The following is a 15,991-nucleotide window of genomic DNA, read 5'->3' as shown; positions in this document are numbered from 1 at the left end:
AGATGGAAGAATATAAAATTATTAAAGCTACCACATTGACTGAATCTGAACAAACGCTATATAGCAACACTTCAGGGGCTGTAGTTAAAACAATCGTACTTCAATCAACAAATCCAACAACAACGAAAGCAACCCTGTCATTTGACGGAGTTGCTTTTAATTTTGAATTAGGAAGCGACGTAACTAAGTTTGAAGGGCCTGTGATGACTAAAGCAATTAAGGGTAGTGGTAATGGAGTTAATGTCCATATTACAGGATTGCAACTATAAGGAGAGTGAGAAAATGGCCAATATTACAAATTATTTGAATAAAATTAAAACAGCCGTATATGGCAAGGATGTTCGTGGTGCTATTCATGACGCAATTAAACAAGTCTATGATGATGCATCAGTTAATCACGACAATGCAAATATGGAAGTTAAAATGGCTCGTGGAACTCATAATACATTAAATGATCGTCTAGATAAATCCGAACAGAAATTAGACGAAACTAATGCACAATTGTCTGTCGTTAAAGATCAATCGGATAGTTTAAATTATTACGTCCATCCGCATCACGGGAGTCGTAAAGTGGTTATGGAAAGGAATGTTGATTTTAACAGTAAATATTTCCGCATCCCATTCATGACCGTTTGTAAAGACGGAACAATTGTTGCGGGTGGCGACATTCGTTACAATGGAGGAGCGGATCATGGTTTTATTTCATTAGGAGCTAAACGCTCAACAGATGGCGGCAAGACATGGGAGAATCCAGTTGTTGCAATTGCGAATAAAGGTGTTGACACACAATATTCACGTTGCATGGATGGAACGATTTTATATAATGAAACACTTGATAAATTATTTTTATTAGGAAACTCATGGAAAACAGGTGACACAGGTTGGTCATTAGTTCAAACAGAGGGACGTGATCCTAATTGGGATGTTTTACTATCAACTTCAAGCGACAGAGGGCGTTCGTGGTCAACACCTATATCACTAGCTAGTTTACTTCCTAACGGGTATAACGCTTTTATTGGCGGTGTCGGACAAGGGATTGTCATGGGTAACGGAACAATGGTATTCCCTATTCAAATCAATCCAACAGGAAAAGCGAGTGGAGATGGACGAACAAAATCAGGGATTATTTATTCCGTCAATGACGGGTCATCATGGCAAATGAGCGCATCATTCACCGATATGCCATGTTCAGAGTGTATGATTGTTGAATGGGGTGGTGCATTATGGTTAAATTGCCGTTCGGATAATAACGAACACCGCATGATTTACAAAACGACGAATTTAGGAGCAACATGGACGTATGTTCAAAACTTATCTGAAGCGAGTGAGAGCGGTGTAAGCTGTCAAGGTAGTATAATTACTGTCCCTTACGGTCAAGAGGTCTATGTCTTATCATCTAACCCGAAAGAAAAAACAGAACGAACAGCTTTAACAATCAAAGTAATGAACCGTTCCGCAAGTGATTGGATTGACGTAACAGTTGTTTATCCATGGGGGTATGATGGTTATTCATGTTTAGCCTATGATAAGTGGAATCAAAAATTATACATTATTTATGAATGTGGAAATTTAATGTTTGAGGATGTAACATATATTCTCCCTACTTTAAAAGGTTTATATAGTCAAGGGGTGAATAACTCAACGTATACTAAAAACCATTTAGGGAGTAAAAATGCCAATATATACATTGATGTTATTAATGGGAGTGATAATAACGAGGGTGGCTCACAAACAAAACCAGTTAAAACATTTGAACGTGTGAGTGAAATAGCAAGAAAATATAAAAATAGTTATGTCCACCTAATGCAATCAGATATTTCAAGCGTTGATCTAACATTAACTAACATCCCTGGGAATGTTCAACTTAATTTATTAAATGCAAGTGGCGTTCCTTATGTGTCGGTTGGATCTGCTTATATTAGAGGGTGTGGGGATGTTCGTTTTAATTTCACCACACGCTTGACTCGAATGTTGAAAGCCGGTGAACGTTATTATGCAATAGCACTTGAAGATAGTCGTGTTCAATGTGCTAATGAGTTTCAATTCCCTCTATTTGTTCGTCCCGAAAATGGTGTGACAGCTTATTATACAATGTTTGCTGATGGTTCAAGTTTTTCATCCGCTCACGTTAGTTTTTATGACACAGAAGAGGGTGAGGGCAAAATCCCATCTCAATGTTTAGCCTTTTTACAGCGAAATAAATGTGATTTAACATTTGTTATTAATGCGTCTAGTAAATTACCAACAGTGCCTAAACCATATATTTTAAGTCCCGATAATATCTATGTGAATCATCGAGTTAACATCGCTGATATTAACGCTAAAAACTATTATGATTATGACGGTGGATTTAAAAGACCATTAACTGAACTATGGTACAATCACTATTGTTCAACACGTTCAAATGTGCATGAGAGCGTGAATAACAGTAGAACGGTGACGAATGTATATTTGAATGGAAATGTTCATCATTTATCATTTAGTATCTATTTCAATGAATTATCGAATGACCTTGCAAATGGTACGGTGTTATTTAGACTTCCAACAATTGCAACACCAAAAATTACTCAATATTTAACAGGAGTAGCCTATAAATTTGATTCAACTGGTTCAAAAGTGGTTGGGGAATATGGAATCACGCTACAAGTTAGACATGATACGGGTAACGTGGAAACCGTTGGAATTTTACCAACTGGTGTTGCTCAAATTATTTGTTCAGGTGTTTTAGCATAAGGTGCGAAAATTTTTCTCCCTAATTTACTCAATATTTAACAGGAGTAGCCTATAAATATGATTCAACTGGTTCAAAAGTGATTGGGGAATATGGAATCACGCTACAAGTTAGACATGATACGGGTAACGTGGAAACCGTTGGGATTTTACCAACTGGTGTTGCTCAAATTATTTGTAGTGGTGTTTTAGCATAAGGTGCTAAAATTTTTCTTTCTAATTTAGGAACAATTGGGTAATAGTTAATTGAAAATGACGTTTTAAGCTGCCGTTTGTGTAGCTTTTATTTATATGGAGGTGCAAGATGAATATTTTTAAAGGAACCTTAGATACACGACAACAAAACGGAGTTATCGCTTCTATCAATCAATTCGATAACGCAACTTTAGAGTTGAAAATTGTTACTGATGGACAAATTGACAATGTTTGGGATGAGCCGCGTTTCGAATTAATCGGAATGAAACGTGACAACAACCCTGTTCGAGAGGTTGATCAAGATCATTTTACGATTTTAAGTAAAGAAGAACATAAAGTGCGAATCGAGTTGAAAGAGCAATTTTTAACGTGTCGTGGAACTGTTAAAATGCAATTAATCATCAAAGATGGTGGTCGAGAAAGCACAACTATCTTTTATTTGCTTGTAGGTCAAAGTTTAGATCGAGATATTATTGAAAGTCGCGTGGATGTTAAGGTGTTAGATGATTTAGAAACATATATTCAGACAGGGCGCGAGGTTATTTATGACGCACAAGCCATCGTTACCGACCTCAAAGATGAAATGTCGGAGTTTAACGCGTCATCATCGGAAAAAGAAGCGGAACGACAAGCTAGTGAGTTAAATCGAGCATCTAAAGAGTTAAACCGTATCGACAATGAAGAAACTCGTGTCACAAACGAACATGATCGTGTTACGAACGAAGAAGATCGCGTGACAAATGAAGAAGAACGTGTCGCAAATGAACAGGATCGTGTAACCAATGAGCAAAATCGCCGATTAGCCGAGAACACTCGCATCGCACAAGAAAGAGCGCGACAAGATGCTGAATTACAACGCAACTCTATCTTTGAAGAAAATGAAACTATTCGTAAAGATGGAGAGAAAAAACGAATCACCAATGAGAATGAGCGCGAGAAAAAATTTAGCACATGGGAAGAACGCGAAACTACTCGATTAAGATCAGAAGAAAATCGCATTATCCAGGAGCAAGTGCGCGTTGCGAACGAAGAAACGCGACAACGCCACGAACAAACTCGTCAGAATCAAGAAGATTATAGACAACGTACCTACACGCAATTCAACGAAGCAGAAGCTAGTCGTGTAAATAAAGAGTTGCAACGACAAACGGCTGAAGAGAACCGTGTAGCTGCTGAAGCCAACCGTCAGAACAGTTATGCAGACCGCGAGAACGAGCGTGATCGTCAGTACGCTGAATCAGAAAAAACACGCAACGATGCTTTTGAACAAAACGAAGTGAACCGCCAATCGGAATATACGACGGCTGAACGTCAACGTGTTGAAAGTGAAGAATTGCGTAAATCTCGCGAGCGTGAACGAGAGACTGCAGAATCTCAACGCGCAACAACTGAACGTGAACGTGTTAATGCGGAACAAAAACGAGCAGCCGACTTCAACCGAGAAATCGAAAACATTCAAAATACGATGAATCAAGCCGTGTCTAATGTGAATGGAGCTATCGACACCGCAAATTCAACGATGGAAGGCATTGAACAACGAGCAGAAGAATGTCTACCGGTCATCGAACAAAGTTCAAATGAAATTGAACGAGCGCGTGTTGACTATATCGGCAATCAACATTCATCAATCAAAAAAGCTAATGATGCGAATGTTGATTGGTTGTTAGGTGAAGTGAACACGGCACATTACGAGGGGCAACATATCACAGCTCTTGATACTCTTGAAGGGCGAGCTAAAAGTGCAACTTTAAAGGGTCAGACATTGGTGAATTTAGTGCCGAAAAAAATTATCGACCATATCGCTTCTAGTGATTGGGATGGTTATTGTTGCTTAGTCCAAAATTCAAAACAATCATTCGACCAATGGAGAGCATTACAAGATTTAAAACCAAACACGAAATATTATATAAGTTGCTATGTTGAAACTTTTGAGGATGCTAATAATAAAGATTATTGTCTTAATAACCCAAGTGTGGAATCTATTTTTGAGGATTCTATGATAATCAATGGTGTTGGGCGTTATCAATGGCTTTCAACAACAAAAAGCGAATTAACTGATGAAATATTTATTGTTCTACGTAGTCAAAATGCACATGCAAGAGGGGCAATTAAAATCAGAGATATTATGATTATTGAATATCAAGAAGGTATGAAAAATTGGGATATTCCTTACTTTGAGGGTATACAATCAGTTAAAATGCCTGTTTTAACAACATCGAATGAAGATGGTACTAAAACAAACATTTTAACGGTAAATGAAGATGTGACGTTGCGTTCAAACGGGGATATTTGTGATGAACTTAACTTGTTAACCGGACAATTAACGCAACGTATTGGCGAAGATGGAGTGGTTTTATCTCAAGAGGTTGTTAAAACAGTTGATTTAAGCGACAATCACGTTTATTCATATAAAGATGTGACTCACTACGATTGTTCTAGCGCCGAGGGTTCTTTAGTTCCGACGTTATCAATCGATGTGCCAACTAATCTTCCAGCAGTCGTAACAAGACAACGAGTAACGATCCAAGAGTTAGAAAAAGAAAATGTAGCATTAAAAAACGTAATCGAGGAAACGGCAAATTCTAGCGTCAATGGCGACTTGGAGTTAATGTCATCTCAATTTGAGTTAGATTTCCGATTATTTGAAATTGAAATGAATTTAGATATGCCTATGATGGCGATGATGAGAGGAGTTAAAAGCATGGCAATGACAGTGTATCAACAAGCAAAAACTTTAATCTTAGCAGGGAAATATGAACGCGAGGGCATGGAATACAAATTAAATCGATACAAAGCAGCAGGGCGCATTACTGTTGAAGAGTATGAAGAGTTAATCGCCTTAATGGACGCGCGCGAATTAGTAGATTAATCCAATAAAAAAATAGGTCACTCATTGAGTGGCCTTTTGTATTGAAAGGTGGTGAGGAAGCGTGAGTTTAGAGTTATCAAATTATGTAGTTCTGACAGGAATTCTAATTGTTGTGGGGTTATTCTTAAAAAAGTGGGAACCTCCTATAAAAAAGCAATATGTCGCACTGTCTCTGCTAGCGATTGGATTAATATTAGGTCACTTAATGGTTAATTATGCAGCCTACGGATTTTTAATGGCAGGATTAGTATTTTACAAAGATGAGCTAGTGGAAGAGGTTAAATTAGTCAAAGAGAGTGTCATCGCAGTAAAAAAAGAAAAAGATTTAACGAATGGAGAGGATAAATAATGGATTTAAATTATTTAAGTGAGTTTTGCATTCCAGTTATCGTAGGAATTTGTGTCTGCGTTGGGTATGTAATCAAGACTAGTATTCCTGGAATTCCTAATAGATTCATCCCTCTGATTATGGCGGTCTTAGGATTAGTTTTAAATGTTTGGATCGCTCAAGGAATTGATGCGAATATTGTTTTAGCAGGTTTATTCAGTGGATTAAGTTCAACAGGATTACATCAATTGTTTAAAAATTTTATTAACATGGAGGAGAAATAATATGAATATCGTTAAAAATCTAGTTTCTGAAAGCAAATATAGCGTTAAATGTCCTTATTCTATGACACCAGAGTTTATCGTCGTTCATAACACAGCAAATGATGCAACAGCTCAAAATGAAATCAAATATATGATTAGCAATGACAACCAAGTGTCATTTCACTTTGCAGTAGATGATAAAGAGGTGATTCAAGGATTACCTCTAGATCGTAATGCCTGGGCTTGCGGTGATGGAACAAATGGTAGCGGAAATCGCAAAGGTATTCAAGTTGAGATTTGCTACTCGAAGAGCGGTGGAGCTCGTTTTGAGAATGCCGAAAAGAATGCCGCTAAATTCATCGCTCAGTTATTGAAAGAACGTGGATGGGGCGTAGATAAGGTTAAGAAACATCAAGACTTTAGCAATAAATATTGTCCTCATCGCACATTAGACAAGGGATGGGCTTCATTCGTAAATATGGTTAAAGACTATTTAAATGAATTAAATAATCCAGTGCAATCCACTCAATCGTCTAGCATTTCTGTTGGAGATAAAGTGAAAGTTAAGACGACAGCAACTCATTACGCAACAGGACAGTCTATGGCTTCATTTGTGAAAGGTTCAACGTATGAAGTCACTCGAATTGAGGAAAATAAATTATTATTATCTGACATTGTATCTTGGGTATGGGGTTATGATGTTGATAAGGTCGGATCTACAACTCAATCAAATTCAGATAACTCATTTCTAGTCGAAATTATCTGTGGCGAGTTAAATATTCGTCAAAAAGCAGATTTTAATTCTAAAATTGTCGGAACAGTTAAAAAAGGTGAAGTATTTACTATCGTTGAAGAAGAGAATGGCTTAGGTAAGTTAAAAAGCGGTGTTGGATATATTAGCATGAACACTAAATATGTAAAACGTAAATAATGTGTTATAATAGAATCATAGGCGTTAGCCTAAATAAAATAAAAAAATCAAATATCACATAAAAATCTCTATCAGACGAAGATTAAGTAAAAAGAGGTAGATTCGGTTCATTCCGTTTCTACCTCTTTTTTATTTTTGAATGAATTAATGAATTTATGGCAATAATTAAATTCATTAGGAATAATATTATAAAAAATGGTATAAAATTAAAAAAATAATGAAATTCGACAAAAAACGACATTTCTAGAGTGGGGTAATGTTTATAATGAAAGTGATATTTTTTAAAGATACAACAAAAATGAGGGGGAGAGTTGCTATGGAGAATATAAATCAACCAATTACAGATAGAAACGAAGTAACAAAAAAAGCACAGGAACTTTACCTCAATGTATTTGAAAAATACCCAACATTAGATGATTACAGAGTATCTACAGATTTAGATAAAGTTCTAGATTTTTTGAATATTGTAGCAGTTTCAATTGATTTTAAGGAAATTTTAGATGAACATGATGATATTGCTGGATTGTTGTCAAAAGAAGATGATGAGTGGTATATATATACTAATAGTGAAAATCCTGCCTATCGTCAAAGATTTACAATTGCTCATGAAATTGGTCATTACTACTTGAATCACATCTCAAAGGAGACTCCAAATGATGTAATGTGGCGAGATAAAGTTTCTACACTTGGTACAAATCCGATGGAAACAAGTGCAAATGCATTTGCTGCCGAACTATTGATGCCTGAATCATTAATTGATGAAATGTATCAATTAGGATATAGCGCACGAAAGATGGCGTATGAGTTGCGAGTTTCTATAGCAGCAATAAATAATAGATTAGATTATTTGGGGTATTAGGATGATAGAACAACAGGATGCGATTGAACAAGTAGAGGGAAAAGAACAAACAGAGATAAAGAGAAGATTGGGGAAAATTTCCAAGGCTAGGGGAAATATAACTGATAATGGATTATCTAAGGTGGTTAAAGAAGAGGTTTCGGAGTTTTTACATAAAGAGATTTCTTTAGAAACTGTTAAGTTTACTAATAGGGTTTTACGTTCTTGGATATATAAGGAACTAGCTGAATTATTATTAAGAGCGCTAGTCTTAGGTTTTTTCTGTCTTCTAATGTTTAAGCAAGTCATATTTATTAATGAATTAATAATGGGAATAGCGAAAGATGGTTGGGAGCTTAATGAGTTTACGTTAAATCTCTTTGTATCTGTCGTATTCATCGAAATCACTACACTAATAGGTATAGCGATAAGATATCTTTTTAAAGAGAGAACAACAAGTGTATTAGATATAGCAAAAGAAACGATAAATAATGTTAGTCTTAATAACATGAATTATACTCATCAAGATTATAAAAAAGGTAGCAAGTGATTAAGTTCACTGCTGCCTTTTTTGATATTTCTCATTTTTCTTGTAATTACAGTAGTATAAGTTAAAAATTCATATGTTTTGTGAAAAATATGGAAAAATAGGTTGATTTTTTTGTAAAAAAATGTAAAAATAACATATGATCAATAAAGAAAGAGGGAAAATAATATGAGAAAAATAATGAAATACTATTCAGGTATTGTACTATGCTTAATGTTGATTTTGTTATTAACTCCTAAGACTAGTGCCAAAGTTGTAGCATCATCAGATAGCATAACAAATAATTCTATAAAATTGCTTGCTTACCAGTATCCATGGGATTTTAAACAAAAATGGGTGGAATTTAAGTTTGTTGATCAGGGAGACGGTACTGCAAAATTAAAGTGTTACTCGAATGGTGAGTTTATAAGTCCATATGATATTGAATCTAGTTTAGCGTTATACGACTCATTATACTTTACTCTTACTAATATTTATGGATTTTCTGGAACCAAATCAATGTATAGAGGGACAGCGATGCAAATAGTAAGTTACTATTTAGAATCACTAACTTTCACGTATGACGTGGATACGCTTCAGATAATAAGAAAGGAGAATATAAGTCCAGATTTCAGTCGAGAAGGTGAATCTATGTTTACCTATCATGGTGAAATTCATTCTAATCTTCAGAACAAGGATTTTAATATGAGTTTTTGGGAATCGGTATTGACAGAACAGTGGAGATTTAGAGTTAGAAGAGATGGATTATATGCAGAATATATCAATCAAGATAGAATCCCAGATGGGGACTATATTATAGAAACATCCGAGTATGAAAATAGAGTGTTGAGTCAGTTACCAGGAAATAATATTGGAGTAAGTGATTATGTTGATAATGTTGAATCTCAAATATTTACGCTCCAATATGATGACTTGAATAAAGCTTATAGGATAAAATTAAAGAATAGTAATAATGTGTTACACTGGAATAAAAATAGTGGAAATGATGTTATAGCAGGAACGGATGTATCGGGCACAGATACCGTGGCCGGTGAAAGACTATGGTATTTACATGACACAGGAAATGGAACTTATAGAATTTCTAGTGCAAGGAATCCATCAAAATTTCTAAATCTTGATGCAAATTACACTAATATAAGTGTAGCAAATGAAAGGAATAATATAAAACAGCAGTTCAAGTTCGTTAAAGTAGGTGAGAAAAAAAGTTTGTCAGATGGGCACTGGAGAATTGTTTCTAAACTCGATAATAATAAAACTTTGAATGTTGATATAGGTGGACGTGATCCCTGGAATGTAACTATTTGGGATAATGCTAATGTGAGTCAACAACAGTGGGAGTTTGAATATGATTATAGTAAAGGAGCGTATAGAATAAAGGATAAATATTATAATCTATATTTGTCATGGGATCCTAGTGGTTTGTCAACTAGTGTTAGGTCTATGGGAGGTTATCATACGGGAGCATACTGGGTGTTAGAATATGTTGGTGATGGGTATTATATTTTTAAAAATTATCATAATCAGAATATGGTGTTAGACTTAACCAATTCAAATACGAAAAATGGAAGTAATATTATAGTAAATCAAAAAAGTAATAGTAATAATCAAAAATTTAGGATTTTTCGATAAAACTGCTATCAAGGATGGGGAGGAAGAAATAAAAAAACAACAGACGGCTTTTGCTATCTGTTGTTTTAATTTTGCCACTAATTTGCCACTAAACATAGTGAATAACATTGAATTACTTTGGATTGTTATGTGTAATTTATAAATTGATATTTAACTTTCTAAACATCATAATACCAATGATTATGAACGTTTGTGTAAGTTTCTGTATTATACTTGCGGTGATATGATATAATATTACCATAATAAAGATAGTGTTAGTTAGCAATTGGCCCTTCGTTAGCGCTAAGCTAACAAAGCGTGCCACTCGCATAGAGGAGGTTTTAAATCATGGATTTTTTACAAGTTGGAAAAATCGTCAACACTCATGCTTTACAAGGTGAAGTGAAAGTTGTTTCAAATAGTGATTTTAAAGAGGATCGTTTTAAAAAAGGAAGTCAATTAGTGATTGATTTTAATGGAGAATATGTGGATGTGACAGTGGCAACGCATCGCGTTCATAAAGGAGCCGACTTATTAAAATTTAAACATTTAAATTCTATTAATGATGTTGAAAAGTATAAAGGATGTGCATTATTAGTTTCAGCAGATGATTTAGAAGAATTAGATGAAAATGAATTCTATTACTTTGAAATTATCGGATGTCAAGTCGTAACGACGGATGGAGAAACAATCGGAGAGATTAGTGAAATTTTAGAAACAGGTGCCAATGATGTTTGGGTCGTTAAACGTCCTGGACAAAAAGATGCCTTAATTCCTTATATTGAAGATGTAGTTAAAGCGGTCGATATCGAAACGAAACAAGTAACAATTCAAGTGTTAGAAGGGTTATTATAATGAAAATTGATGTTTTAACGTTATTTCCAGAAATGTTTTCAGGTGTTTTTAACGACTCGATTTTAAAACGTGCTCAAGAGCGCGGAGCTGTTGAGTTAAATACAGTTAATTTCCGTGATTTCTCAACGAATAAGCATAAAAAGGTTGATGATTATCCGTATGGTGGGGGAGCGGGAATGTTACTAGCTCCACAACCAATTTTTGACGCGGTTGAATCCGTGTGCCAAAACACCAAGACAAAGCCACGTATTATTTTAATGTGTCCACAAGGTGAGCGATTTACGCAAGCTAAAGCAGAGGAGTTAGCGAAAGAAGAGCATTTAATCTTTATTTGTGGTCATTACGAAGGGTTTGATGAGCGAATTCGTGAGCATTTAGTGACGGATGAATTATCATTAGGTGATTATGTTCTAACAGGCGGAGAGTTAGCTGCCATGGTAATGACTGATGCAGTCGTTCGCTTACTTCCAGATGTATTAGGGAAACAAGAGTCTCATGAAAATGATTCATTTTCAATGGGGTTACTAGAATTTCCACAATACACACGTCCTGTTGATTTTAGAGGCATGATGGTTCCACCTGTGCTAACGTCAGGAAATCATAAAGAGATTGAGAAGTGGCGTCATGAACAGTCGTTATATCGCACGTATACACGTCGACCTGATTTGTTAGACAGTCGTGAATTAACCGATCATGAAAAAATATTAATTGAAAAATTTAAACAACAATCATAAGATAGAGAGCTAATCGCGAAGTCGATTGGCTCTTTTTTAGACAGAGTTTGACAATTAAGGAAAGTATTAAAAGATTTTTAGACAGTTGTAAATAAAAAAAGAAGATTTTTGCGAATAATTATAAAAAATCATTGAATTAACGAGACGATTGTGATATGATTTCAAACGTGCCAAAGAGCACTACCCCAAGTTCCGCTGAATTAGCAAACTAATTGAATGAACTTGCGTAATGAAGGAGCGTGAGATTAATGAGTCAACAATTAATCAATGAATTAACACAATCATACTTAAAAACAGATTTACCAGAATTCCGCGCAGGAGATAACGTACGTGTACACGTTCGTATCAAAGAGGGTAACCGTGAGCGCGTTCAGGTATTCGAAGGTTTAGTATTAAAACGTCAAAATGGTAACGGAATTAGCGGAACTTTCACAGTTCGTAAGATTTCTTTCGGATGTGGAGTTGAGCGTACATTCCCATTACACACACCAATCATCGAAAAAATCGAAGTTACTCGTCGTGGTAAAGTTCGTCGTGCAAAACTTAACTACATCCGTAGCTTATCAGCTAAAGCTGCTCGTATCAAAGAGCGTCGATAATTTTACTTTTTCAAAACAATTACCTCAATTGCAATCAAGATGCCCTAAAAACTTAGTTTTAGGGCATCTTTTTTTTATGAAATACTTCAACTTTATGGTAAAATTAACAGTAAACTGTATGTTCAAACTGGCTTTAGCTAATACTAGAGGGTAATGTTCAATCAGATTATCAGCTAAGTCAGGTTGTTAACTGAAAATATAATGGTGGAGTGAAGGGAATGAAAAAAGTATTTAGTGAGATTTTTGATTGGGTAAAGACATTTGTTATTATTTTTATTGCCGTAACGCTCATTCATAAATATGTGTTTACTCCAGTAAAAGTAGATGGACCATCCATGTATCCAACGTTGCATGACGGAGATTCTGTTATTTTATGGGAGCTTGGGTATGAGCCTGAGCCATTTGATGTGATTGTTTTTGAATATTCACCAGATGTTTATTACGTGAAACGTGTCATTGGTGTTCCAGGTCAAACTGTCTCATATCATCAAGATCAACTTTATATTGATGGGGAACCGATTGAGGAACCTTATCTTGACGAAGGAAAATTACTCGTTTCTTATAGTGGTGAATTTACTTGGGATTTTACTTTGCAAGAAATTTGTCAATTTGATCCATGTGACGTCATTCCAGAAGGCTATTATTTAGTGCTTGGGGATAATCGTCCGCATAGTAAAGATAGTCGTCATATTGGTTTAATTAGTGAAGATCAGATTCTAGGTAAAGCAACATGGATTCAATGGCCACTATCAAGTTTTGGTCGAATTGAATAGTTTGAAGCAGGTAGAAGAAGTGACGTTTTTAATGTCAGTGAGTGAAATGAAATAGGGATTAGATTAAACATGGTGAGATGAAGTCAATCTTAGGTGAAGTCTTTGATTGGATTAAGACATTTATGATAATTTTGATTGCAGTAACTATCGTTCATCGATTTATTTTTACCCCGGTAAAGGTGGATGGTGCATCGATGTATCCAACGTTACATGATGAGGATACCGTTATCTTGTGGTAGCGTGGTTATGAGCCAAATGCATTTGATGTGGTTGTGTTTGAAGTATCCACGGATAAATATTATGTCAAACGAATTATTGGACTACTCGTTCAAACGATAGCTATTGATCAAAATTAACTTTATATGGATGGGGAATCAATTGAGGAACCTTATCTTGATGAAGGGAAATCACTCATTTCATCTAATGGACTGTTTACGTAGGATTTTACATTACAAGAGATTTGTCAATTTAATCCGTGTGAGGTAATTCCTGAGGGGTATTATTTAGTGCTTGGAGATAATCGTCCGCATAGTTTCGATAGTCGTCAAATTGGATTAATCCATCAAGATCAAATTTTAGGTCAGGTCATATGGACACAATGGCCAGTTTTACATTTTGGTAAAATCGAATAATTAGGTAGGAATTAAAGTTTTAAATGGTGATAACCTACTATTAGGTTAAAAAACAACTTAGGGAGTGACAAGATGACAGTACAATGGTTTCCAGGGCATATGGCAAAAGCCCGTCGTCAAATTCAAGAAAAATTACAATTAGTTGATATCGTTTATGAGTTGCTAGATGCACGTATTCCATATTCATCGAGTAATCCAATGATGAATGAAATTATTAAACATAAACCGAAATTAATCATTTTAAATAAAGCGGATATTGCAGATCCTAATGTCACACAACAATGGTTAAATTATTTTAAACAAAAAGGTCAACCCGTCATTACGATTGATGCGCTTCATCAAAATGCCATCAAGCAAATTACGGAAGCTTCAAAAGAAATCCTAAAAGAGAAGTTTGAAAAAGAAAAAGCGAAAGGATTACGTCCGCGTCCAATTCGTGCGATGATTTTAGGAATTCCTAACGTTGGGAAATCAACGCTAACTAATAATCTAGCGAAACGTAAAGCGGCACAAACTGGAGATCGTCCAGGGGTTACAAAAGCACAACAATGGATTAAAGTTGAAAAAGAATTAGAATTATTAGATACACCAGGAGTATTATGGCCAAAGTTTGAAGAAAAACGTGTAGGTTATAATTTAGCTGTTACTGGTGCCATTAAAGATACGATTTTACATTTAGATGATATTATTTTGTATGCTTTAGATTATTTAATTGCACATTATCCAGATCGTTTAGTTGAACGTTATAACTTAAGTGGTCAGTTTGAAGATAAAGTTGCTGTATTAGATGAGATTGGACAAAAGCGTGGATTTTTACAATCAGGTGGCTATGTGGATTATGATAAAGTTTACGAGATTTTACTTCGTGAAATTCGTAGTGTGAAATTAGGACGCTTATCATTTGAGTTACCTAGTGATATTCCAACATCAGAAGAAAAATAAAGACATAAAAAGAGTCGTTGGATTCAATCTTGTTTGAATCATCGACTCTTTTTTTAAAATTAAGATGTAGTTAAAGGAAAAAAATACAAAAAATGACTAATATCATGAAAATTAGTCTATAATGTGAGGGTTAGTAAACTATTTGTGAAAAATAGTAAAAATTAACTAGAATCCACCTTAGAATGATGTTAAAATAAGAAAGAACGAGAAAAAAACAGTTTTCTCTACAAAAAAAGACATAAATTTGAACATAGTTGACTAATGTAAAAAACATTGATAGAATAAATAAGTTATCGCTTTTTACTTTAGAAAGGTGAGCTGCTCAATGATGGAAAAGTATACGGTAGATGAAATAAAAAAAATATTACAACAAGATGTAGTTGATGAAGCTTTTGTTGAACGATTAAAATCCGATGAACGTAGTGGTGTTCAAAAGCTTGTTAAACAATATGAAAATAAAATGCAAAAGGAATATGACGAATTCCAAAAATTTATTACCATGTCGATTTATGAAAATGAGCTTCGCTATAGTGGTGTTGAACTGATTGCAGGTATCGATGAGGTAGGACGTGGACCGTTAGCTGGGCCCGTCATTGCAGCAGCTGTCGTTTTACCAGCTGATTGCTGGTTATTTGGAATTGATGATTCGAAAAAGTTATCAGAAGCTAAGCGTTTATATTTTTATGAAGAAATAAAAAAACATGCGATCAGTATTGGCGTTGGAATTTGTACCAGTGAAGAGATTGATCGATTAAATATTTATGAGGCGACTAAAGTAGCAATGGAACGTGCGATTGCAAAAATGGATCCTAAACCGCAGCATTTATTACTAGATGCGATGACGTTACCGAATGTAAATATCCCTCAAACGCCAATTATTAAAGGAGATTCAAAAAGTGTCTCAATTGCTGCAGCAAGTATTATTGCTAAAGTGACACGTGATGCCTATATGAAGCGACTAGGACAAAAATATCCAGCTTATGGATTTGAACGTCATGTTGGTTATGGAACAAAGGAACATTTAAAAGCCATTGAAGAAAATGGAATTATTTCAGAGCATCGTCAATCTTTTGAACCGATTCGCTCAAAATTTTAGAAGAGATTACTTTTTGTAATCTTTTTTTATTTTAACAAAGAAATGAGTGAC

General features: G+C 35.0%; 15 protein-coding genes and 1 pseudogene. All 16 read left to right on the top strand.

All coding sequences use genetic code 11. The features are described 5' to 3' along the window. The first annotated feature begins 2 nt into the window (after window positions 1-2). The 16 genes and pseudogenes from NEH74_RS01645 (at window position 3) to NEH74_RS01565 (ending at window position 15,940) form a co-directional block, all read left to right on the top strand. Window positions 3-269, top strand: a complete 267-nt coding sequence (locus NEH74_RS01645; protein WP_262940966.1) for a hypothetical protein — start codon at window positions 3-5, stop codon at window positions 267-269. 13 nt (window positions 270-282) lie between these two features. Continuing rightward, window positions 283-2,733, top strand: a complete 2,451-nt coding sequence (locus NEH74_RS01640; RefSeq protein ID WP_262940965.1) for a sialidase family protein — start codon at window positions 283-285, stop codon at window positions 2,731-2,733. A 301-nt stretch (window positions 2,734-3,034) separates the two neighbouring features. Then, window positions 3,035-5,794 carry a hypothetical protein gene (locus NEH74_RS01635; RefSeq protein WP_262940964.1) on the top strand — a complete coding sequence of 920 codons (2,760 nt, stop codon included), beginning with the start codon at window positions 3,035-3,037 and terminating at the stop codon, window positions 5,792-5,794. Window positions 5,795-5,855: 61 nt separating this feature from the next. Continuing rightward, entirely contained in the window at window positions 5,856-6,143 is a 288-nt protein-coding gene (locus NEH74_RS01630) for a hypothetical protein (RefSeq protein WP_262940963.1), read from the top strand. Then, window positions 6,143-6,406, top strand: a complete 264-nt coding sequence (locus NEH74_RS01625; RefSeq protein ID WP_262940962.1) for a phage holin family protein — start codon at window positions 6,143-6,145, stop codon at window positions 6,404-6,406. The genes NEH74_RS01630 and NEH74_RS01625 overlap by 1 nt, the downstream gene beginning before the upstream one ends. Window position 6,407: 1 nt before the next feature. Beyond that, a complete protein-coding gene (locus NEH74_RS13615; RefSeq protein ID WP_317453094.1) occupies window positions 6,408-7,316 on the top strand; it encodes an N-acetylmuramoyl-L-alanine amidase in 909 nt (302 codons plus the stop codon). 316 nt (window positions 7,317-7,632) lie between these two features. Next, the gene (locus tag NEH74_RS01610; protein WP_262940961.1) at window positions 7,633-8,175 is read left to right on the top strand and encodes an ImmA/IrrE family metallo-endopeptidase; all 543 of its coding nucleotides are present in this window, start codon (window positions 7,633-7,635) and stop codon (window positions 8,173-8,175) included. Window position 8,176: 1 nt separating this feature from the next. Further along, on the top strand, window positions 8,177-8,704 hold the full coding sequence (locus NEH74_RS01605) for a hypothetical protein (RefSeq protein WP_195932320.1): 528 nt from the start codon (window positions 8,177-8,179) through the stop codon (window positions 8,702-8,704). 165 nt (window positions 8,705-8,869) lie between these two features. Further along, a complete protein-coding gene (locus NEH74_RS01600) occupies window positions 8,870-10,330 on the top strand; it encodes an RICIN domain-containing protein (protein WP_155223124.1) in 1,461 nt (486 codons plus the stop codon). A 327-nt stretch (window positions 10,331-10,657) separates the two neighbouring features. Continuing rightward, window positions 10,658-11,164 (top strand): ribosome maturation factor RimM, encoded by a 507-nt coding sequence (gene rimM, locus NEH74_RS01595; protein ID WP_055241484.1) that lies wholly within the window; start codon window positions 10,658-10,660, stop codon window positions 11,162-11,164. Beyond that, window positions 11,164-11,898 carry a tRNA (guanosine(37)-N1)-methyltransferase TrmD gene (trmD, locus tag NEH74_RS01590; RefSeq protein WP_055241482.1) on the top strand — a complete coding sequence of 245 codons (735 nt, stop codon included), beginning with the start codon at window positions 11,164-11,166 and terminating at the stop codon, window positions 11,896-11,898. Before rimM ends, trmD begins: the two co-directional genes overlap by 1 nt. 248 nt (window positions 11,899-12,146) lie before the next feature. Further along, window positions 12,147-12,497 carry a 50S ribosomal protein L19 gene (rplS, locus tag NEH74_RS01585; RefSeq protein ID WP_055241480.1) on the top strand — a complete coding sequence of 117 codons (351 nt, stop codon included), beginning with the start codon at window positions 12,147-12,149 and terminating at the stop codon, window positions 12,495-12,497. Between the two features lie 218 nt (window positions 12,498-12,715). Next, window positions 12,716-13,270 carry a signal peptidase I gene (gene lepB, locus NEH74_RS01580; protein WP_055241478.1) on the top strand — a complete coding sequence of 185 codons (555 nt, stop codon included), beginning with the start codon at window positions 12,716-12,718 and terminating at the stop codon, window positions 13,268-13,270. A gap of 77 nt (window positions 13,271-13,347) precedes the next feature. Further along, window positions 13,348-13,902 (top strand): annotated as a pseudogene (gene lepB / locus NEH74_RS01575) (signal peptidase I). A gap of 72 nt (window positions 13,903-13,974) precedes the next feature. Further along, window positions 13,975-14,844 (top strand): ribosome biogenesis GTPase YlqF, encoded by an 870-nt coding sequence (gene ylqF / locus NEH74_RS01570; protein ID WP_055241476.1) that lies wholly within the window; start codon window positions 13,975-13,977, stop codon window positions 14,842-14,844. 325 nt (window positions 14,845-15,169) lie between these two features. Continuing rightward, complete coding sequence (locus NEH74_RS01565; RefSeq protein ID WP_055241474.1) at window positions 15,170-15,940, top strand: ribonuclease HII; 771 nt, start codon at window positions 15,170-15,172, stop codon at window positions 15,938-15,940. The last annotated feature ends 51 nt before the right edge of the window (window positions 15,941-15,991 follow it).

The organism is Turicibacter sp. GALT-G1 (assembly GCF_025594995.1).
GTDB lineage: Bacteria > Bacillota_I > Bacilli_A > MOL361 > Turicibacteraceae > Turicibacter > Turicibacter bilis.
This window is presented reverse-complemented; position numbering and strand designations above follow the sequence as displayed.

Bases quoted from the DNA above. Each gene is read 5' to 3' on its own strand.
- NEH74_RS01645 (WP_262940966.1), top strand. From the start codon at position 3: ATGGAAGAATATAAAATTATTAAAGCTACCACATTGACTGAATCTGAA.
- NEH74_RS01640 (WP_262940965.1), top strand. From the start codon at position 283: ATGGCCAATATTACAAATTATTTGAATAAAATTAAAACAGCCGTATAT.
- NEH74_RS01635 (WP_262940964.1), top strand. From the start codon at position 3,035: ATGAATATTTTTAAAGGAACCTTAGATACACGACAACAAAACGGAGTT.
- NEH74_RS01625 (WP_262940962.1), top strand. From the start codon at position 6,143: ATGGATTTAAATTATTTAAGTGAGTTTTGCATTCCAGTTATCGTAGGA.
- NEH74_RS13615 (WP_317453094.1), top strand. From the start codon at position 6,408: ATGAATATCGTTAAAAATCTAGTTTCTGAAAGCAAATATAGCGTTAAA.
- NEH74_RS01610 (WP_262940961.1), top strand. From the start codon at position 7,633: ATGGAGAATATAAATCAACCAATTACAGATAGAAACGAAGTAACAAAA.
- NEH74_RS01605 (WP_195932320.1), top strand. From the start codon at position 8,177: ATGATAGAACAACAGGATGCGATTGAACAAGTAGAGGGAAAAGAACAA.
- NEH74_RS01600 (WP_155223124.1), top strand. From the start codon at position 8,870: ATGAGAAAAATAATGAAATACTATTCAGGTATTGTACTATGCTTAATG.
- rimM (WP_055241484.1), top strand. From the start codon at position 10,658: ATGGATTTTTTACAAGTTGGAAAAATCGTCAACACTCATGCTTTACAA.
- trmD (WP_055241482.1), top strand. From the start codon at position 11,164: ATGAAAATTGATGTTTTAACGTTATTTCCAGAAATGTTTTCAGGTGTT.
- rplS (WP_055241480.1), top strand. From the start codon at position 12,147: ATGAGTCAACAATTAATCAATGAATTAACACAATCATACTTAAAAACA.
- lepB (WP_055241478.1), top strand. From the start codon at position 12,716: ATGAAAAAAGTATTTAGTGAGATTTTTGATTGGGTAAAGACATTTGTT.
- ylqF (WP_055241476.1), top strand. From the start codon at position 13,975: ATGACAGTACAATGGTTTCCAGGGCATATGGCAAAAGCCCGTCGTCAA.
- NEH74_RS01565 (WP_055241474.1), top strand. From the start codon at position 15,170: ATGATGGAAAAGTATACGGTAGATGAAATAAAAAAAATATTACAACAA.